Origin of the sequence: Streptomyces viridochromogenes, assembly GCF_001270495.1 — a bacterium.
Classification (GTDB): Bacteria; Actinomycetota; Actinomycetes; order Streptomycetales; family Streptomycetaceae; genus Streptomyces; species Streptomyces viridochromogenes_A.
Genome location: NZ_LGUR01000211.1, coordinates 1 through 20,026, shown reverse-complemented (window position 1 = coordinate 20,026; position 20,026 = coordinate 1). Strand labels below are relative to the sequence as shown.

Below are 20,026 nucleotides of genomic sequence, written 5' to 3'. Positions count from 1 at the left end.
GACTGGGGCGCATGCCCGAGATATCCCGCCGTGCCTTCGGCGGTCTGGTCGGCGGTGGCGCCGTGACCGCCGTCGCCGGTACGACGACCGCCGCCGAGGCCGCCGCAGCCGCCCCCGCCGAGCGCCCCTTCAAGGCCCGTCCCGCCGCCTCCGGGAAGCGCCCCAACTTCCTCGTCGTCCTCGGCGACGACCTGGGCTGGGCCGATCTGTCCTCGTACGGCGCCCCGCACATCAGGACCCCGAACCTGGACCGGCTGGCCCGGCAGGGGGTGCGGTTCACGAACGCGTACTCCGGCTCGGCGACCTGCTCGCCGACCCGGTTCAGCCTCTACACCGGGCGCTATCCGGGCCGTACGCCGGGCGGGCTGGCCGAGCCGATCGCCGACAAGGCGCAAGGGCTGGACCCGAACCACCCCACCCTGGCCTCCCTGCTGAAGCGGGCGGGTTACGCCACCGCGCTCATCGGCAAGTGGCACTGCGGCTGGCTGCCGGACCACAGCCCCACCAAGTCCGGTTGGGACGAGTTCTTCGGCAACTTCGGCGGCGTCCTGGAGTACTACTCCAAGCTCGGCCAGCTCGGCGCGTACGACCTCTACGAGGGCGACGCCGAGTACAAGGACCTGCGGTACTACACGACCGTACTGACCGAGCGTGCCGTCGAGTACGTGAGCCGGGACCACGAGGACACGCCGTGGCTGCTCAACCTCAACTTCACCACCCCGCACTGGCCCTGGCTCGCGGAGGACGACGAGGAGACCGGCGCCGAGATCGAGGCGAGGATCCGGGCCGCGAAGAGCCAGGCGGACGTCAGCCGGGCGCTGAACCACTACGACGGCGGCTCGGTCGAGAAGTACACGCAGATGGTGGAGAGCCTCGACGCGGCGGTCGGCGAGGTGCTGGACGCCCTACGCCGGTCGGGACAGGAGCAGAACACCGTCGTGCTGTTCGCCAGCGACAACGGCGGTGAGCGCTACTCCTACAACTGGCCGCTCAGCGGTGAGAAGTTCGTGCTGCTGGAGGGCGGCATCCGGGTTCCGTCGATCCTGCGCTGGCCCGCCCGTATCGACGGCCGGCAGGTCAGCCACGAGCCGGTCTTCTCCCCCGACTGGACGGCGACCCTGCTGGAACTCGGCGGCGCGCGGCCCGATCCCGCACACCCCCTGGACGGGACCAGCCTCGCGGACTACCTGCTGCGCGGCGAGGACCTGCCGGAGCGGGACCTGTTCTGGCGGGTGCGGGCCAACCGGGCGCTGCGGCGCGGCGACTGGAAGTACTACCGGGACGCCGACGGCAAGGACCACCTCTACGATCTCGGCGCCGACCTGCGCGAGCAGGCCGACCGGGCCCCCGACGAGCCGGAGCTGCTGGCCGAACTCAAGGCGTCCTGGGAGCGGATCGCCTCCGGTCTCCTCCCCTACCCGGCCGGCTAGCCGAGGATCCCCCGCTCGTACGCCGTCGCCACCGCCGCCGCCCGGTCCTTGACGCCCAGCTTGGCGTACAGGTGGGTGAGGTGGGTCTTCACGGTCGCCTCGCTGATGAAGAGTTCGCGGGCGATCTCGCGGTTGGACGTGCCCCTGGCGACCAGGGCCAGGACCTCGCGCTCGCGGGCGGAGAGGGGTTCGTTGCCGGGGGTACGGGGCGTGCGGACGGCGGAGACGAGGCGGGAGGCGACGGCCGGGGAGAGGACCGTACGGCCCTCGGCGGCGGCCCGGACGGCCGTGAAGAGCTCGTCGCGCGGGGCGTCCTTGAGGATGTAGCCCGTCGCGCCCGCCTCGATCGCGGGAAGGGTGTCGGAGTCGGTGTCGTACGTGGTCAGCACGAGGACCTTGGCACGGGCGCCGGTGCGGGTGAGACGGGCGATCGCCTCGACCCCGCCGCCGCCCGGCATGCGCAGGTCCATCAGGATCACGTCGGGGTCGAGGGTGGCGGCCCGCTCCAGGGCCTCCACGCCGTTCGACGCCTCGCCGAGGACCAGGAAGCCGGGTGCGGACTCGAACATGCCGCGCAGGCCGTCCCGTACGACGGGATGGTCGTCGACGATCAGGAGGGAGATTGACGCCTCGTCGCTAGTCATGGCGCACCAACGGTACGCGAGCCGACAGGGCCGTGCCGTGTCCCGGCTCGGACTCGACGGTGAGGGAACCGGCGATGCGTTCGGCGCGGGCGCGCATGCCGGCGAGGCCGAAGCCGCCGGTGTGGCTGCGCTCGGGGAGGGCGAGCGGGTCGAAGCCGCGGCCGTCGTCGCGAATGTCGAGGATGACCTCGTCGCCGAGGAAGGAGAGGGTGACGCCGACCCGGGTCGCGCGGGCGTGCCGGGCGGCGTTGGAGAGGGCCTCCTGGGCGATCCTCAGCAGGGTCGCCGACAGCTCGTCGTGGAGTTGTTCTGTGGTGCCGGTGACCGTGAACTCGGCGCGTACGCCGGTCCGTTCGGCCCATTCGGCGACCGTGCCCTTGAGGGCTTGCGGGAGTCCGTCGTGCTCCAGGGCGACGGGGGCGAGGTTGTGCACGGAGCGGCGGGCCTCGCCGAGGCTGTGGCGGGCGAGGGCGGAGGCGCGGTCCAGGTGGGTGCGGGCGGTCGGCAGGTCGGGGGCGTTCGCGACGACCTGGAGCTGGGCGATGATGCCGGTCAGGCCCTGGGCGATGGTGTCGTGGATCTCGGCGGCGAGCCGACGGCGCTCGTCGGCGACACCGGCTTCGCGAGCCTGGAGGAGGAGTTGGGTGTGGAGGGCGGCGTTCTCGTCGAGCGCCTGCTGCAACGCCGTGTTGGTGCGTTCGAGCTCGGCAATGGTGGCCGCCCGGTTGCGGGAGCGTTCCTCCTGCTGTGTGGTGAGGTGGCCGACGACCGTCAGCATGACGCTGTTGACCACCACGAGCCCGGCGAACACCGCCCACTGCACCGGCTCGTGGAACGGCAGTCCCCCGGCCTGCGCGCCCGAGACGGCGATCGCGCAGGCGAACGGCCCGATCCACCGAAGGGTCCGGCCGGGCATCAGCTCGTCGGCGTCGAAGTAGCCGGTCGCCACATAGAACGCGAAGAACGGATTGAGCCATGTGAGGGCGAAGCCGAGTCCCCAGCGCACGGTGTAGTAGACGGTGCCCGCGCTCGACGGTCCCGGACGGGTGCGGCTCGCCCGGCCCCACCACAGCTGGAGTCCGAGCCCCGCGGCGACCAGCACCGCGACCGCGATCCGTTCCGTCGTGCCCGGCGTCAGCTCGGCGGTGGCGACAGACAGCAGCGTGGCGACCGCGAGCAGCCCGTACGGCCCCTTGCTGCGGATCAGCTCCCAGCGCCGCTCGATGTCCGTGTCCGCCGCGGTCATGCCACCAGTCTGCACGGCCGGCCCCCTACTCCCAGCGGAACCAGCGTGCGGCGGCCACCGACAGCGCCACCGTCCAGCCGGCCATGACACCCAGGTGGGCCCAGCCGGGCCAGTCGCCCACCATGGCCTCGTTCAGGGCCTGCGCGGCGGCGCCGAACGGCAGGAGGCCGACCACGTCGGCCATGACGTCGGGCATGGCCTGCACCGGCAGCCACACCCCCGCGCAGAACAGCATCGGGAAGAACACCGCCGTCCCTATGGCGCCCGCGATCTTCACCGTCCGGGACACCGCCGAGATCACCGACCCCAGGGCGAGCGAGACGACCACCGCCAGCACCAGCGCGAGCAGATAGCCGTACGGCTGCTCCGGCAGTCGTACGTCGTAGGCGAGCCGCCCGACCGCGAGTGCCAGCAGCGCCGAGAGCACCGCGGCCACGGCGTGGACCAGCATCTGCGCGGACAGCAGCGCCGACGGCCGGACCGGCGTGGTGGACATCCGGCGCAGGATGCCGTGCTCCCGGTAGCCGGTCAGGCCGGCCGGCATCGACTGCACACCGGCGACGATCATGCCGACCAGCACGGTCACGGGCACGTAGGTGTCGACGATGCGCAGACCGTCGAGCCCGTCCTGCGGCTCGCGGAACGCCGGGACGGCGCCCAGGATCGCCAGCAGCACGGGCGGGAAGACCAGGATCCAGAAGAGGCTGCCGGGTTCGCGGGCGAGCAGGCGGGCCTCGGTGCGCAGTACGGCGGTGTTCATGACGTGGTCTCCGTGAGGTCCGTCTTCGTCAGGTCAGTCGTCGTCAGGTCAGTCGTCGTCAGGTCCAGGAACGCGTCGTCCAGCGTGGCGTCGCTGACGCGCAGCTGGTGGGCGGTGATGTGACGGCGTGCCAGCAGCGTGATCACGGCGTTGACCGTCTCGTCGCCGCCGGCCAGGGTGATCCGGCCGTCCTTGTACGCGACGGAGGAGAGGGCGGGAAGCGCGCTGAGCTCCTCCTCGTCCAGCGGCGCGGACGGCGTGAAGGTGATCACGGTGGCGCCGGCGGAGCGGCGGATCAGCCCGGCCGGGGTGTCCAGGGCGGCGATCCGCCCCTTGTCGATCACGGCGATCCGGTCGCAGAGCCGCTGCGCCTCCTCCATGAAGTGGGTGACGAGCAGGACGGTGACCCCGCTGTCCCGCACCTCCTCGATGAGCTGCCAGGTGTCCCGGCGGGCCCGCGGATCGAGGCCGGTGGTCAGCTCGTCGAGGACGACGATCCGGGGGTTGCCGACGAGGGCGAGCGCGATGAACAGCCGCTGCTTCTGACCGCCGGAGAGCTTGCCGAAGCGGGCGCCGAGCCGGTCGCCCAGCCCGAGGCGTTCGGCGAGCGGGCGCCAGTCGGCGGGGTTCGGGTGGAAGGCGGCGTACAGCTGGAGCGCCTCACGCACGGTGAGCTTCTCCTGGAGGCGGCCCTCCTGGAGCTGGGCGCCGAGGACGTGGGCGACCCGGTCGTGGTCGGCGACGGGATCGAGGCCGGTCACCCGGACACGGCCGGCGTCGGGGACGCGCAGGCCCTCGACGCACTCGACGGTGGTGGTCTTGCCGGCGCCGTTCGGGCCGAGGATCCCGAAGATCTCGCCCTCCTCCACGGCGAACGAGACTCCGTCGACGACGGTCCGGCCGCCGTACGACTTGCGCAGATCGGTGACTTCGATGACGGACATGGCATCAGGGTCCCGGCGGGAGGAGGCCCCGCACATCGGCCGTCACGCTCGAAGCCGCATCGGCCGATCGGTTGATGGCGCCGTACGACTCCTCGAACACGCAGGTTGTAGGTCCAGCGGCCGAGCGCGGACCGGCCAAAACTCGGTGGGCAGTGTCAGTGGCGATCCGTAGGCTCGAAACTGATGGTGACGACACGTGCAACCGCCGAGGAAAGCCCCGACCAGAGCGACCAATCCGACCAGCCCGACCAGTCCGGCCGGTCCGCCGTACGGACGCTGCTGCGGCTGTGGCCGTATGTGCGGCCCGCGCGGGTGCGGTTGTTCACCGCCGCGGCCGTGGCCGTCGTCGCCTCCTGTCTGACGCTGGTCATCCCGCTCGTCCTGAAGTGGATGGTGGACGGTCCCGTCGCCGACCGGGACCCGGCCGGCGTGTGGCTCGGGGCGCTGTATCTGCTGCTGCTCGGGTTCGCGGAGGCGTTGCTGTTCGGGCTGCGGCGGTGGCTGGTGGCGCGACCGCTGGCCGGGGTCGAGGCATCGATGCGGGCGGATCTGTACCGGCATCTCCAGCGGCTGCCGGTGGCGTTCCACGACCGGTGGGCGTCGGGCCAGTTGCTGTCGCGGGGCACGACCGATCTGATGCTGCTGCGGATGTTCCTCGCGTTCCCCTTGACGTTCCTGCTGGTCAACAGCGTGACGATTCTGGTCGGCGTGATCATCATGCTGCTCCAGGACTGGACGCTGGGGCTGGTCATCCTCATCCCGGCCGTGCCCGTGATGGTCACCTGTGTGGTCTTCGAGAAGCGGTACGCCTCCGTGGCGCGCCGCGCGCAGGACCAGGTCGGCGATCTGACGACGGTCGTCGAGGAGAGCGTGCTCGGCATCCGGATCATCAAGGGGTTCGGCCGGCACCGCAGTCAGGCGCGTGCTTTCCGGGAACTGTCACGGACACTGCGCGGCACTGAGCTCCACAAGGCCCGGCTGCTGGCGACGATCTGGGGCGTCATCGTGACCCTGCCGGAGCTGGCCATCGGCGCGGCCCTGGTGCTGGGCACCGTCCAGGTGGCGGACGGCGGCCTCTCGGCGGGCACCCTGGTCGCCTTCCTGTCGACCGCACTCGCCCTGCGCTGGCCCGTGGACTCGATCGGCTTCCTGCTGGCGATGAGCCAGGAGGCGGCGACGGCCACGGAGCGTTACTTCGAGGTGATGGACGCGGTACCGGAGGAGCCGGCCCCCGCCGCCCCGGCCACTGTGGGCAGTCGTTCCGCAGGGCGGAACGGGTGGGCCCAGCCCGCGGCGCCGGGCACCGGCTCAAAGGGCCTCAGGGGCGACGGACTTCGCTTCCACAACGTCCAGTTCCGCTATCCCGACGCCCCCCAGGACTCCCCGCCCGTCCTGCACGACATCGACCTCCACATCCGCCCCGGCGAATCCATGGCCCTGGTCGGCGCGACAGGCAGCGGCAAGACGACCCTGACGGCCCTCGTCCCCCGCCTCCACGAGGTGACATCCGGCCGTATCACCCTCGACGGCGACGACATCACCGCCATGTCCCGGAAACAGCTGCGCTCCCTGGTCGCGGTCGCCTTCGAAGAGCCCACCCTGTTCTCCGCCAGCGTCGCGGACAACGTTCTCATGGGAACCGGAGACGGAGCCGGAGAGCCCGAGTTGGAGCGGGCGCTGGCCGTCGCGCAGGCCGACTTCGCGCATGCCCTGCCCCACGGCACCGAGACGCAGGTGGGCGAACAGGGCCTCAGCCTCTCCGGCGGCCAGCGCCAGCGCCTCGCGCTCGCGCGGGCGGTCGTCGGCCGGCCCAGGTTCCTCGTGCTCGACGACCCCCTGTCCGCCCTCGACGTGCACACCGAGGCCGCCGTGGAGGCCGCCCTGCGGGAGGTGCTCGCGGAGACGACCGCCCTGATCGTGGCCCACAGACCCTCCACCGTGCTGCTCGCGGACCGCGTCGCCCTGCTCTCCGAGGGTCGTATCGCCGCCGTCGGCACCCATCACGAGCTGCTGCGCGGCAACGCCGAGTACGCCCACCTGATGGCCGGGACCGAGGAGGCCGACCGATGACGGCGACCACCGCCAACGCACCGGGCAAGGACCAGCCGGCCGAGGAACCCCGCAAGCCGGACGACCCCTTCGACCGCGACGTCCTGCCCACTCCCCCGGGCGCCACCGCCGCCCTCCTGCGCTCCCTGCTCGCCCCGATGAAGGCCCGCGTCGCCGTCACCACACTCCTGCTGCTGCTCCAGCAGGCGGCCGTGCAGACGGGCCCGCTGCTGGTGGCGTACGCCATCGACTCGGCCGTACCGGCGTTCCGGCGGGACGACCTCGGGCCGCTGATCGCGGTCGGTGTCGGCTATCTGCTGTGCGCGCTGGCCTCCGGCGTGCTGCAGTACGCGTTCATCCTGCTCTCCGCCCGGGTCAGCCAGGACGTGCTGCTCGATCTGCGCGGCCGTATCTTCCGCCACGCCCAGGCCCTGAGCGTCGACTTCCACGAGCGCTACACCTCGGGGCGGCTCATCTCCCGTTCCACCACGGACGTGGAGTCCCTGCGCGAGCTGCTCGAGGAGGGCCTCCAGGAACTCGTGACGGTCATCCTGTCCTTCGTCTACATCTCGGCCATGCTGCTGTGGCTGGACCTCGGCCTGGGCGCGGTCGCCGTGGCCTCCTTCGTGCCGCTGTACCTCCTCGTGCGGCTGTACCGGCGGCGCGCGGCGCGCGTGTACACCCTGCGGTCCACCGCGATCGCCGCCGTGATCGTGAAGTTCGTCGAGACGATGAACGGCATCCGCCCGGTGCGCGCCTTCCGCCGTGAGGCCGTCAACGACGCCGACTTCCGGGTGCTCAACTCCCGCCACGAGCGGAATAACGGCGACGCGCTGCTCGAGATGGCCCGCTATGTCGTCGGCTCCCGGCTCGTCGCCAACACCGCGGTCGCGGGGATCGTGTTGTGGGGCGCCTACCGGGTGGCGGGCGGCACGCTGGCCCTCGGCGTGCTGGCGGCGGCCGTGCTGTATCTGCGGCGGCTGTACGACCCGATCGACCGGCTCGGCATGTTCCTCAACTCGTACCAGTCGGCGGCGGCCTCCCTGGAGAAGATCGCCGGGCTGCTGGCACAGACGCCGTCCGTCCCCGAGCCGTCGCAACCCCGGCAGCTCCCGGCACCGGAGTCGGAACACCCCGGCCGCGAGGTCGTCTTCGACGGGGTCCGGTTCGGCTACCGCACCGGCGGCGAGGTGCTGCCCCGCTTCGACCTCACCCTGCCGGCCGGACAGACGGTCGCGGTCGTCGGCTCCACCGGCGCGGGCAAGTCCACGCTGGCCAAGCTGCTCGCCCGGTTCTACGACCCCTCCGAGGGCCGGGTCCTGCTGGACGGGGTCGACCTGCGCGAGCTGGCCGTGCCCGAACTGCGGCGCGGGGTGGTGATGGTGACGCAGGAGGCGTTCGTGTTCTCCGGCACGGTCGCCGAGAACATCGCCATCGGGCGGCCGGACGCCACCCACGAGGAGATCGAGCAGGCCGCGAAGGCCATCGGCGCGCACGACTTCATCACCTCGCTCCCCGACGGCTACGACACCGACGTACGCAAGCGGGGCGGCCGGATCTCCGCGGGCCAGCGCCAACTCGTGGCGTTCGCCCGCGCGCTGCTCGCCGACCCGGCCGTGCTGATCCTCGACGAGGCGACCAGCTCGCTGGACATCCCCGGCGAACGGGCCGTGCAGCGCGCGATGTCGACGGTCCTGCACGGGCGTACGGCCGTCGTCATCGCCCACCGCCTGTCCACGGTCGAGATCGCGGACCGGGTACTGGTCATGGAGCACGGGCGGATCGTCGAGGACGGCACACCGGCCGAACTCATCGCGGGGACCGGCAGGTTCGCCGATCTTCACCAGGCGTGGCGGGACAGTCTGGCGTGACGTTCCAGGGGGACGACAAGTGATCGACGCGTACGAGGATCCGGGCGAGCCCGACTGTCGCGGCGGGGGGCGGTATCTGTGGTGGCTGGTCAGGCGCCAGGCGACACGGTCCGTCGTCGGGGCGCTGATCTCCAGTGTGTGGATGGTGCTGCTGGCCGCGACGCCGTACCTGATGTCCCGTGCCGTCGACGACGGGTTGACGGCCGGTGACTACGGCGCGTTGGTGGGGTGGACGGGCGCGCTGTTCTCGGTGGGCGCGTTCAACGCCTGGCTGAGCATCATGCGGCACCGCACGATGACCCGGGTGCGGATGGACGCCAACTTCCGCACGGTCAAGGTGCTGATGGGGCACGCTGTACGCCTGGGTGCCGCGCTGCCCCGCCGGATCGGGGCCGGGGAGGTCGTCACGATCGGTGTGGGCGACGTCCAGACGATCAGCCAGTCCCTGACCGTCGTCGGCCCCGGGTTCGGGGCGGTCGTCGCCTATCTGGTGATCGCCGGGCTGCTGGTGTCCGTGTCGGTGCCGATCGCCGTCGTGGTGCTGCTCGGGATGCCGCTGGTCGGCGTGCTCGTCGGACCGCTGCTGGGGCGGCTCCAGGGGACGGAGACGGAGTACCGGGAGCGGCAGGGCGTACTGACCGCACGGATCGCCGACCTCGCGGGCGGGCTGCGCGTACTCAACGGCCTCGGCGGCAAGGGCCTGGTGGCCGACGCCTTCCACCGTGACTCGCAGCGGCTGCGGGCGCAGGGGTACCGGGTCGGCGCGGTGACCAGCTGGGTGCAGGCACTCGGGGTGGGGCTGCCGACGCTGTTCCTGGCCGTGGTGACCTGGCTCGCGGCACGGCTCGCGGCCCAGGGGGACATCACCGTGGGCGAGTTGGTGTCGGTGTACGGCTATGTCGCGGTGCTGGTGGGGCCGGTGGCGTTCTTCATCGAGTGCGGCTACCAGGTCAGCCGTGGCGTGGTGGCGGCGCGACGGATCGTACGGTTCCTTCGGCTTGAGCCGATGCCGGACACGGGCACCCGGGACGCACCGGCCGAACCGGCGGTGCTGTACGACCCCGAGTCCGGGGTACGGGTGCTGCCGGGGCGCCTGACCGCGCTGGCCGGGGCGCTGCCCGCCGACGCCGTGGCCGTCGTCGACCGCCTGGGCCGCTACACCCCGTCCTCGGCGAGCTGGGGCGAGGTGCCCCTGTCCGAGATCGCGTTGCCGCAGCTCCGACAGCGCGTCCTGGTCGCCGACCACGAGGCCGACCTGTTCGCGGACACCCTGCGCCAACTGGTCGCCGGCCACACGGACCGGGGCGAGGCGACGATCGCGGAGGCGGTGCGCACCGCGGTCGCCGAGGACATCGTCCGGGGCCTGCCCGACGGCCTCGACACCCCGATCGACGCCCAGGGCCGCAACCTCTCCGGCGGCCAACGCCAACGCGTCCGCCTGGTCCGCGCGCTGCTGGCCGACCCTGACATCCTGCTGGCCATCGAACCGACCTCGGCCCTGGACGCCCACACAGAGGCCCGCGTCGCCGAGCGCCTGCACGCGACGCGGCGGGGCCGCACGACGCTGGTGACGACGACGTCCCCCCTGGTCCTGGACCGAGCGGACACGGTCCACTACTTGGTCGAGGGCAAGGTGACAGCCACAGGCACCCACCAGGAACTCATGCACACCGAGCAGGGATATCGAGCGCTGGTGGCACGGGCCGAAGACGCCGAGGAGCTTGCCCAGTGACGGAAGGCGAACGTCCCAAAGGGACGCGGGGCCGTATCAATCAGCGGCTCCGCCGCGGGGCGCGGCAAGCCACGACGCACCCGCACCCGGCACACGGCCCCGAGTCCCGAGCTCTCACCCGCCCAGCCCTCCCCGTAGCCGCGCCCAAAGACGTCCGCAAAGCCACCGCCCACCTCGTCCGAGCCGACGCGAAGGCCTTCACGGCCGTACTCGCCCTCAACGCCCTCGCAGCCCTCGCCGGCCTCGCCGGCCCCTACCTGGTGGGCCGCATCATCGACGAAGTCAAACGCGGCGCCCCCGTGACGACCGTCGACCACCTCGCCCTCGCCATCCTGATGGCGGCAGCGGCCCAGCTGCTGCTGGCCCGCTGGGCTCGCTACGTCGGCCACCGCTTCGGCGAGCGCACCCTCGCCCGCGTCCGCGAGGAGTTCGTGGACCGCGCTCTCGCCCTGCCCGCGTCGGTAGTGGAACGGGCCGGCACCGGGGACCTCACCGCACGCGGCACCGCCGACGTGGCGGCCGTCGGTACCACCCTGCGCGACGCCGGGCCGGAGCTGCTCATCAACTCCGTGCAGGTTCTGTTCCTGCTGGGCGCGGTCTTCGCGCTGGACCCCCTGCTGGGCGCCTGCGGCCTGCTCGGTCTGGCCGGTCTGTGGCCGGTGCTGCGCTGGTATCTGCGCCGTGCCCGCACCGGCTACCTCGCCGAGGGCGCGGCCACCTCGGACGTCGCGGAGATCCTCGCGGCGACCGCATCCGGCGCCCGGACGGTGGAGGCACTGCGGCTGGAGCAGCGACGGGTGGCGGAGAGCCGGGACGCACTGGAGACGTCCCGCCGGACCCGGCTGCACACCCTCTTCCTGCGCTCGGTGTTCTTCCCTTCGGTCGAGATCGCCTATCTCGTCCCTGTGGCGACGGTCCTGCTCGTCGGCGGGGCCCTGCATGCGAGGGGCACGATCAGCCTGGGCACGGTGGTCGCGGCCGCGCTGTATCTCCAGCAGATGGTGGGGCCGCTGGACGAGATCCTGATGCGGATCGAGCAACTGCAGAGCAGCGGCGCCTCGTTCGCCCGCGTGGAGGGGCTGGCGCGCGCCCCGAGGGCCACCGGCACCGACTCCCCCGCCCCGGCGAACGACCTGATCGAAGTGACCGGCGTGCGCTATGCCTACGACCGCGGCGGCGAGGTCCTCAGCGACGTCGACCTGACCGTCCGGCCGGGGGAACGGCTGGCCGTGGTCGGTCCGTCCGGCGCCGGGAAGACGACCCTGAGCAGGCTGCTGGCGGGCGTGGACGCGCCGACCGCCGGCTCGGTGACGGTCGGCGGCGTCCCGGTCGTCTCGCTCGGCCCGGAGCAGCTGCGCCGCCAGGTCGTCCTCGTCACCCAGGAGCACCATGTCTTCCTCGGCACGGTCCGTGACAACCTCCGTATCGCCGAGCCGTCCGCCACGGACGAGGAGGTGTGGGCCGCCCTGACCGCGGTCGGCGCCGACGGCTGGGTACGGCGGCTGCCCGACGGCCTCGACACGGCGCTGGGCGACGGAGGCAGCCCCACGGACGGCTCTCAGGCCCAGCAGCTGGCCCTCGCCCGCGTGGTGCTGGCCGACCCGCACACCCTGATCCTCGACGAGGCGACGGCGCTGCTCGACCCGACGACCGCCCGGCACACCGAGCGCGCCCTGGCCGCCGTGCTTCAGGGCCGTACCGTCATCGCCATCGCCCACCGTCTGCACACCGCGCACGACGCGGACCGTGTGGCCGTGATGGAGGGCGGCCGGCTCACCGAGCTGGGCACCCATGACGAGCTGGTCGCGGCGGACGGGGCGTACGCGGCGCTGTGGCGGTCCTGGCACGGGGAGCGGCCCGCCTCGTCCGGAACGGCGTGGGCCTGATCAGGCGATCTATGCTCGGTTCCAGCACTGTCCGCTTCTCCTGGGGAAGTCCGTTGAACTTCTGGTCGATCTACCAGCACGGCTTCGCGCGCGTCGCCGCGTGCACCGGCCACACCGTCATCGCCGACCCGCACGCCAACGCGGAAGCGGTTCTGCGGCAGGCGCGCCGGTGTGCGCGGGAGGGCGTGGCCGTCGCCGTCTTCCCCGAGCTGGGCCTGACCGGCTACTCGATCGAGGACCTGCTGCTCCAGGACGCGGTGCTCGACGAGGTGGAGGAGGCGCTCGGGGCGGTGGTCGCCGGGTCGGCCGACCTGCTTCCGGTGCTGGTCGTGGGGGCCCCGCTGCGCCATCGCCACCGGGTCTACAACTGCGCGGTGATCGTGCACCGCGGCCGGATCCTCGGCGTGGCGCCGAAGTCGTACCCGCCGAACTACCGCGAGTTCTACGAGCAGCGGCAGATCGCCTCGGGTGCGGACGAGCGGGGCGGGACGATCCGGGTCGGCGGCGCGGAGGTGCCGTTCGGTGTGGACCTGCTCTTCGAGGCGGAGGACGTTCCCGGTCTCGTGGTGCACGCGGAGATCTGTGAGGACATGTGGGTGCCGGTGCCCCCGAGCGCGGAGGCCGCGCTGGCCGGCGCGACCGTGCTCGCCAACCTCTCGGGCAGCCCGATCACGGTCGGCCGGGCCGAGGACCGACGGCTGCTGTGCCGGTCGGCGTCCTCGCGCTGCCTGGCGGCGTACGTCTACTCGGCGGCCGGGCTGGGCGAGTCGACCACGGACCTGTCCTGGGACGGGCAGACCATGATCTATGAGAACGGCGCCCTGCTGGCCGAGACGGACCGCTTCCCGCTCGGCGAGCAGTTCGCGGTCGCCGACGTCGACCTGGACCTGCTGCGGCAGGAGCGGCAGCGGATGGGCACGTTCGACGACAACCGCCGTGCGCACACCGGGCGTACCGGGGACTTCCGGCGCATCGGGTTCCGGCTCGACCCGCCGACGGTCGACCTCGGGCTGAAGCGCCGCGTCGAGCGCTTCCCGTTCGTGCCGGCCGACGCCGACCGGCTCGCCCTGGACTGCTACGAGGCGTACAACATCCAGGTCGCCGGTCTCCAGCAGCGGCTGGCCTCGATCGGCGGCCCGAAGGTGGTCATCGGGGTGTCCGGCGGCCTGGACTCCACGCACGCGCTGATCGTCGCCGCGCGGGCGATGGACCGCGCGGGCCGGCCGCGCAGCGACATCCTGGCCTTCACCCTGCCCGGCTTCGCCACCAGCGACCACACCAAGGACAACGCCCACAAGCTGATGAACTCGCTCGGCGTCACCGCGGCCGAGCTGGACATCACGCCGACCGCACGGCTGATGCTCAAGGAGATGGGCCACCCGTTCGCGTCCGGTGAGCCGGTGTACGACGTCACCTTCGAGAACGTGCAGGCCGGTCTGCGCACCGACTACCTGTTCCGGCTCGCCAACCAGCGCGGCGGGATCGTCCTCGGCACCGGCGACCTGTCGGAGCTGGCGCTGGGCTGGTCCACGTACGGCGTGGGCGACCAGATGAGCCACTACAACGTCAATTCCGGTGTGCCGAAGACGCTGATCCAGCATCTGATCCGCTGGGTCATCGGCAGCGGCCAGTTCGACGAGGAGACCGGCCGGACGCTGGCCGCGATCCTGGACACGGAGATCAGCCCGGAGCTGGTGCCGGGCGAGGAGATGCAGTCCACCGAGTCGAAGATCGGCCCGTACGCGCTGCACGACTTCACGCTCTTCCAGGTGCTGCGGTACGGCTTCAGGCCGTCGAAGATCGCCTTCCTGGCCTGGCACGCCTGGCACGACCCGGAGGCCGGGGCCTGGCCGCCGGGCTTCCCCGAGGCCAAGCGGGTGGCGTACGACCTGGCGGAGATCCGGCGCTGGCTGGAGGTCTTCTGCCGTCGCTTCTTCGCGTTCGCACAGTTCAAGCGGTCCGCCATGCCGAACGGGCCGAAGGTCTCGGCGGGGGGTTCGCTGTCCCCGCGCGGCGACTGGCGCGCGCCGTCCGACGGTACGGCGCATGCCTGGTTGCGGGATCTCGAACGCTTCGACGCGCCGGGCGGCGGGGACTAGACGGTACGGCGGGTACCCGCGTCGGCGCCGGGCCCGCGCCATCCCGTACGGGGGTGGCGCGGGCCTCCACCGTTCCGGTCCGTATACCGAACATGAACTCCCGGACAACGAACGATTTCCGGCCAAAGTCCTGACGCGGTCCTGACAGAAACCGCAGTCACCTGCCACTCTTCCCACGACCGCGACACAGCAACCCCACAACACCGTCACACGACGGTGCCCGCGGCTGAACTCCCGCACGCGCACGTCCGTTCCCGCACGCGCACGTCGTTCTGCGTACCACCTCGCTCCGCCCGGACGGCCCACCCGCCGGCCGGTCTCCCCTGGCCGCGTGATCCGCGGCCGCGCAGAAGGAGTCAGTGTTGAGAGACAGTTCCTCCCACAGACGCACCCCCCACGCCACGCGTCGCCCCACGGCGCCCCGCAGGGCCGCGGCCGTCGCCCTCGTCGGCGTCGCCGCCCTGATCGCCGCGGCCGTCCAGTCGGGCGCCGCCACCGCAGCCCCGGAGAAGGCACCGTCGGCCGCGAGCAAGGTCATACCGGGCGCCGAGTCCGTCAAGCTGTCGCCCGCCCAGCGCGCCGCGCTGATACGCGAGGCCAACGCCACCAAGGCGGACACCGCCAAGGACCTGGGCCTCGGCGCCAAGGAGAAGCTGGTCGTCCGTGACGTCGTCAAGGACGGCAACGGCACGGTCCACACCCGCTTCGAGCGCACCTACGACGGTCTGCCCGTCCTCGGCGGCGACCTCGTCGTCGAGACCGCGAAGTCCGGCGCGACCAAGGACGTCGTCAAGGCGACCCGCGCCGCCATCAAGCCGGCCACCACGACCGCCGCCCTCCCCGCCGCCAAGGCGGAGAAGCAGGCACTGGCCGCCGCGAAGGCGGAGAAGGCCAAGAGCCCGGACGTCAACCGGGCGCCCCGCAAGGTGATCTGGGCCGCGAACGGCACGCCGACCGTGGCGTACGAGACGGTCGTCGGCGGCTTCCAGCACGACGGCACCCCGCAGGAACTGCACGTCATCACCGACGCCACCACCGGCGAGCAGCTGTACGAGTGGGAGGCGATCGAGACCGGCACCGGCAACACGGTGTACAGCGGCACGGTCAACCTCACCACCACGCAGTCCGGTTCGACGTACAACCTCACCGACGGCGCGCGCGGCGGCCACAAGACGTACAACCTGAACCGCGGCACGTCCGGCACCGGCACGCTCTTCTCGGGCGCCGACGACATCTGGGGCAACGGCAGCCCGTCCAACCTGGAGTCCGCGGGCGCCGACGCACACTACGGTGCCGCGCTGACCTGGGACTACTACAAGAACGTGCACGGGCGTTCGGGTATCCGCGGCGACGGCGTCGGCGCGTACTCCCGGGTCCACTACGGCAACAACTACGTCAACGCGTTCTGGTCCGACAGCTGCTTCTGCATGACGTACGGCGACGGCTCGGGCAACGCCAACCCGCTGACGTCGATCGACGTGGCCGCGCACGAGATGACCCACGGGCTCACGTCGAACACGGCCGGCCTCAACTACAGCGGCGAGTCCGGCGGCCTGAACGAGGCCACCTCCGACATCTTCGGCTCGACCGTCGAGTTCTACGCCAACAACTCCTCCGACGTCGGTGACTACCTCATCGGCGAGGAGATCAACATCAACGGCGACGGCACGCCGTTGCGCTACATGGACAAGCCGAGCCAGGACGGCGCCTCGAAGGACGCCTGGTACTCGGGCATCGGCTCGATCGACGTGCACTACTCCTCGGGCCCGGCCAACCACTTCTTCTACCTCCTCTCGGAGGGCAGCGGCACCAAGACCATCAACGGTGTCACCTACAACTCGCCCACCTCGGACGGCCTTCCGGTCACCGGCATCGGCCGGGCCAAGGCGGAGAAGATCTGGTTCCGCGCGCTGACCACCAAGTTCACGTCCACGACCAACTACTCGGGCGCCCGCACCGGCACCCTCGCGGCGGCCGGTGAGCTGTACGGCACCACGAGCGCCGAGTACAAGGCGGTGCAGGACGCCTGGGCGGGCGTCAACGTGGGCGCGCGCTCGGACGGCGGGGGCGGCGGTGGCGGTACGTCCTTCGAGAGCGGAACGGACGTATCGATTCCGGACAACGGGGCAGCCGTGAACTCCCCGATCACCGTGTCCGGCCGAACCGGCAACGCGCCCTCCAACCTCCAGGTCGCCGTGGACATCGTCCACACCTACGTCGGTGACCTCAAGGTGGACCTGGTCGCCCCCGACGGCACGGCGTACACGCTGAAGGCGTACGGCACCGGCGGCAGCTCGGACAACCTGAACACCACGTACACGGTGAACGCGTCCTCCGAAGTCGCCAACGGCGTCTGGCAGTTGCGCGTCCAGGACAACGCGGCCATCGACACCGGTCACATCAACAGCTGGAAGCTGACCTTCCCGTAGGCCCGTTCGCGGCCTGCCAGGACAGGGCGCCGTCTCGGTGGGTTGAACTCCCGCCGGGGCGGCGCCCGTTCACATTTCTGAAACATTTACCGGACAGTCAAGTTTTGGCCAACATCACCGCACACTCCTGACATGTACGCGCCCTAGGTGTCACTCTTCGTGCACCCGCCGCACAAGCACCACCGCACTTCCCCCACAAAAGGAGCTCGTGTGACCTCCCTCTACGCGCGTCACAAGCGCACCACTCTGGCCATCGCCACCGCCGTCGCGGCCGGAGCCCTGCTCACCACCGGTCTGGCCACCGGCACTTCGGCCGCCGCCCCCGTGGAGGCCGGCACCAAGGCCGCCCCGCTCGCCGTCCCGGTCGCCCTGGCGCCCGCGGCCCGCAGCGCCCTCATCAAGGACCAGCAGGCCGAGGCGGCCGAGACCGCCGACAAGATAGGTCTCGGCGCCCAGGAGAAGCTGGTCGTCAAGGACGTCGTCAAGGACGCCGACGGCACGGTCCACACCCGCTACGAGCGCACCTACGCCGGCCTACCCGTCCTCGGCGGCGACCTGGTCGTGCACGAGTCGGCGACCGGCGCGGCCAAGGGCGTCACCAGAGCGACGAAGGCCACCATCAAGGTCGCCTCGCTCAAGCCGGCCATCACCGCGGCCAAGGCCGAGGGCCAGGCCGTGAAGCTGGCCAAGGCGGCCGGCTCGGAGAAGACCGAGGCGGACCAGGCACCCCGCAAGGTGATCTGGGCCGCGGACGGCAAGCCGACCCTCGCCTACGAGACGGTCGTCGGCGGCCTCCAGGAGGACGGCACCCCGAACGAGCTGCACGTCATCACCGACGCGGCCACCGGCAAGAAGCTGTTCGAGTACCAGGGCATCGAGACCGGCAGCGGCAAGAGCCTCTACTCGGGCACGGTCACCCTCGGCACGACCCTGTCGGGTTCGACGTACCAGCTCTACGACACCACGCGCGGCGGCCACAAGACCTACAACAAGGCCCGCAGCACCAGCTCCTCCGCCGGCACGCTGTTCACCGACGCCGACGACACCTGGGGCACCGGCGCGGCCTCCAGCTCCTCCAGCGACCAGACCGCCGCCGTCGACGCGGCCTACGGCGCGCAGGAGACCTGGGACTACTACAAGAACACCTTCGGCCGCAGCGGCATCAAGAACGACGGCAAGGCCGCCTACTCCCGCGTCCACTACGGCAACGCCTACGTCAACGCGTTCTGGTCCGACAGCTGCTTCTGCATGACGTACGGCGACGGCGAGGGCAACACCAACCCGCTGACCTCCCTCGACGTGGCCGGCCACGAGATGACGCACGGCGTCACGTCGAACACGGCGGGCCTGAACTACTCCGGCGAGTCCGGCGGCCTGAACGAGGCCACCTCCGACATCTTCGGCACGGCGGTCGAGTTCTACGCCAACAACTCCTCCGACGTCGGTGACTACCTCATCGGCGAGGAGATCGACATCAACGGCGACGGCACCCCGCTGCGCTACATGGACAAGCCCAGCAAGGACGGCTCCTCGGCCGACAGCTGGTCGTCGTCGCTGGGCGGCATGGACGTCCACTACTCGTCGGGCCCCGCGAACCACTTCTTCTACCTCCTCTCGGAGGGCAGCGGGGCGAAGACGATCAACGGGGTGAGCTACAACTCGCCGACGTCCAACGGCTCGACGGTCACCGGCATCGGCCGCGCCAAGGCCGCCGCGATCTGGTACAAGGCGCTGACCGAGTACATGACGTCGACGACCAACTACAAGGCCGCCCGCACGGCGACCCTGAACGCGGCGTCCGCCCTGTACGGCGGTACCAGCAGCACCGAGTACAAGGCGGTGGCGGCCGCGTGGTCGGCGGTCAACGTCAGCTGAACCACGCGTAGTTGACACAGGCGGCACCCGGGACGAAGGCATCCCCGGGTGCCGCCTTACGCTTGGGACCCATGTCCTTCACGTACGACGCCGTCGGCGCGACCCGGGAGAACGGCTTCTGCCCGCCCGGCTTCCACCCCCTGCATGTGCGCTCCCGCATAGGCGAGGGCGAGGAGGTCTTCCGCAGAGCCGCCGAAGCGGTCATGACCTGGGAGATGCACCGCGCGCTGGGCGTCGGCATCGACGCCTCGGCCGACCGAGCGGCCCCCGACGTCGATGTCACGGTCACCCTCGTCGGCCTGATCAAGGCCCCGTGCCGGGTCGTCTGGACGGCCCAGGAGCACCGACGCATCGGCTGGGCGTACGGCACACTCACCGGCCACCCCGAGTGCGGCGAGGAGGCGTTCCTCGTGGAACGCACGGGCGACGGCACGGTCTGGCTGACCGTCCGGGCCTTCAGCCGCGCGGCCAAGTGGTACGCCCGCGCAGGCGGACCGGCCACGCGCGGCTTTCAGCACGCCTACGCGCGGCGGTGCGGGGCGGTGTTGCGGCGGTTGTGCGGTGGCGAGGAGGCGGGCTGAGGGGGCTTCATTCGTCGACCACGCCAGCTGCATCCCCCATGGACACATCCCAGCGAAATTCATACCAGAATGCCCCCTCACGGTAAGCCTCGGCGTCAACCTCGCAGATCACCTCTTGCACTCGCCGAGCCGCAGCCTCCCATTCCTCGTGATCAGAATCTTCAGAATAGAAGGGCATCAAATCTGGCAGCCGAGTAATGCAATCCCTGAACTGGCCGATCGATGCATTCACCACCGTCACCTGATCGGAATCTAAACCCGATAACACCACACCGGATCCTTCGTCCCAAAAGACAGAGGTCGCCCTGCCAATTACCCCGAAGCGGATCAAGGATCGCCCCGTCTCAGTTGACACACGTTCCGCCGCATCCAGCGCACGATAGGCGAAGAATCCGTCCGGCACGATCAGCTCAGACTCGCCATTTTCAACCGCCACAGTCTCTCCTTCACCGCATCAACACCCCCCCCCCCCCCCCCCAC

General features: G+C 71.2%; 14 protein-coding genes. 9 read left to right on the top strand and 5 right to left on the bottom strand.

Features of this window, described 5'->3' with window-relative positions; translation table 11 throughout:
• Window positions 1-11: 11 nt before the first annotated feature.
• Window positions 12-1,430: a sulfatase family protein gene (locus ADK36_RS27440; protein ID WP_048583314.1), complete on the top strand. Its 1,419-nt coding sequence runs from the start codon at window positions 12-14 to the stop codon at window positions 1,428-1,430.
• On the opposite strand, the gene ADK36_RS27435 is transcribed toward ADK36_RS27440, so the two are convergent.
• Genes ADK36_RS27435 through ADK36_RS27420 form a run of 4 tightly spaced genes read right to left on the bottom strand, consistent with a single transcriptional unit; the run spans window position 1,427 to window position 5,024 of the window.
• On the bottom strand, window positions 1,427-2,074 hold the full coding sequence (locus ADK36_RS27435) for a response regulator (protein WP_053199425.1): 648 nt from the start codon (window positions 2,072-2,074) through the stop codon (window positions 1,427-1,429). The two genes, ADK36_RS27440 and ADK36_RS27435, sit on opposite strands and share 4 nt — an antisense overlap.
• Window positions 2,067-3,320, bottom strand: a complete 1,254-nt coding sequence (locus ADK36_RS27430; protein ID WP_053199423.1) for a sensor histidine kinase — start codon at window positions 3,318-3,320, stop codon at window positions 2,067-2,069. The genes ADK36_RS27435 and ADK36_RS27430 overlap by 8 nt, the downstream gene beginning before the upstream one ends.
• A gap of 25 nt (window positions 3,321-3,345) precedes the next feature.
• Complete coding sequence (locus ADK36_RS27425; RefSeq protein WP_048583311.1) at window positions 3,346-4,080, bottom strand: ABC transporter permease; 735 nt, start codon at window positions 4,078-4,080, stop codon at window positions 3,346-3,348.
• Window positions 4,077-5,024, bottom strand: a complete 948-nt coding sequence (locus tag ADK36_RS27420) for an ABC transporter ATP-binding protein (protein WP_053199421.1) — start codon at window positions 5,022-5,024, stop codon at window positions 4,077-4,079. The genes ADK36_RS27425 and ADK36_RS27420 overlap by 4 nt, the downstream gene beginning before the upstream one ends.
• 183 nt (window positions 5,025-5,207) lie before the next feature.
• Here ADK36_RS27420 and ADK36_RS27415 point away from each other — a divergent pair, with 183 nt between their 5' ends.
• The 8 genes from ADK36_RS27415 to ADK36_RS27380 all read left to right on the top strand — a co-directional run bounded on the left by ADK36_RS27415 (window position 5,208) and on the right by ADK36_RS27380 (window position 19,546).
• Window positions 5,208-7,094 carry an ABC transporter ATP-binding protein gene (locus tag ADK36_RS27415; protein ID WP_048583309.1) on the top strand — a complete coding sequence of 629 codons (1,887 nt, stop codon included), beginning with the start codon at window positions 5,208-5,210 and terminating at the stop codon, window positions 7,092-7,094.
• Window positions 7,091-8,944 (top strand): ABC transporter ATP-binding protein, encoded by a 1,854-nt coding sequence (locus ADK36_RS27410; protein WP_048583308.1) that lies wholly within the window; start codon window positions 7,091-7,093, stop codon window positions 8,942-8,944. The genes ADK36_RS27415 and ADK36_RS27410 overlap by 4 nt, the downstream gene beginning before the upstream one ends.
• Window positions 8,945-8,963: 19 nt before the next feature.
• Entirely contained in the window at window positions 8,964-10,676 is a 1,713-nt protein-coding gene (locus ADK36_RS27405) for an ABC transporter ATP-binding protein (protein ID WP_048583307.1), read from the top strand.
• Entirely contained in the window at window positions 10,673-12,562 is a 1,890-nt protein-coding gene (locus ADK36_RS27400; RefSeq protein ID WP_234329894.1) for an ABC transporter ATP-binding protein, read from the top strand. The genes ADK36_RS27405 and ADK36_RS27400 overlap by 4 nt, the downstream gene beginning before the upstream one ends.
• 53 nt (window positions 12,563-12,615) lie before the next feature.
• Window positions 12,616-14,661, top strand: coding sequence for an NAD(+) synthase (locus tag ADK36_RS27395; RefSeq protein WP_053199471.1), 2,046 nt, complete (start codon window positions 12,616-12,618; stop codon window positions 14,659-14,661).
• A gap of 362 nt (window positions 14,662-15,023) precedes the next feature.
• The gene (locus tag ADK36_RS27390; protein ID WP_048583306.1) at window positions 15,024-17,090 is read left to right on the top strand and encodes a M4 family metallopeptidase; all 2,067 of its coding nucleotides are present in this window, start codon (window positions 15,024-15,026) and stop codon (window positions 17,088-17,090) included.
• A gap of 210 nt (window positions 17,091-17,300) precedes the next feature.
• Window positions 17,301-18,965, top strand: coding sequence for a M4 family metallopeptidase (locus ADK36_RS27385; protein WP_048583305.1), 1,665 nt, complete (start codon window positions 17,301-17,303; stop codon window positions 18,963-18,965).
• A gap of 71 nt (window positions 18,966-19,036) precedes the next feature.
• On the top strand, window positions 19,037-19,546 hold the full coding sequence (locus tag ADK36_RS27380) for a DUF1990 family protein (RefSeq protein ID WP_048583304.1): 510 nt from the start codon (window positions 19,037-19,039) through the stop codon (window positions 19,544-19,546).
• A gap of 7 nt (window positions 19,547-19,553) precedes the next feature.
• Here ADK36_RS27380 and ADK36_RS27375 read toward each other — a convergent pair whose 3' ends face one another.
• Entirely contained in the window at window positions 19,554-19,982 is a 429-nt protein-coding gene (locus tag ADK36_RS27375; RefSeq protein WP_053199419.1) for an SUKH-4 family immunity protein, read from the bottom strand.
• Window positions 19,983-20,026: the final 44 nt, after the last annotated feature.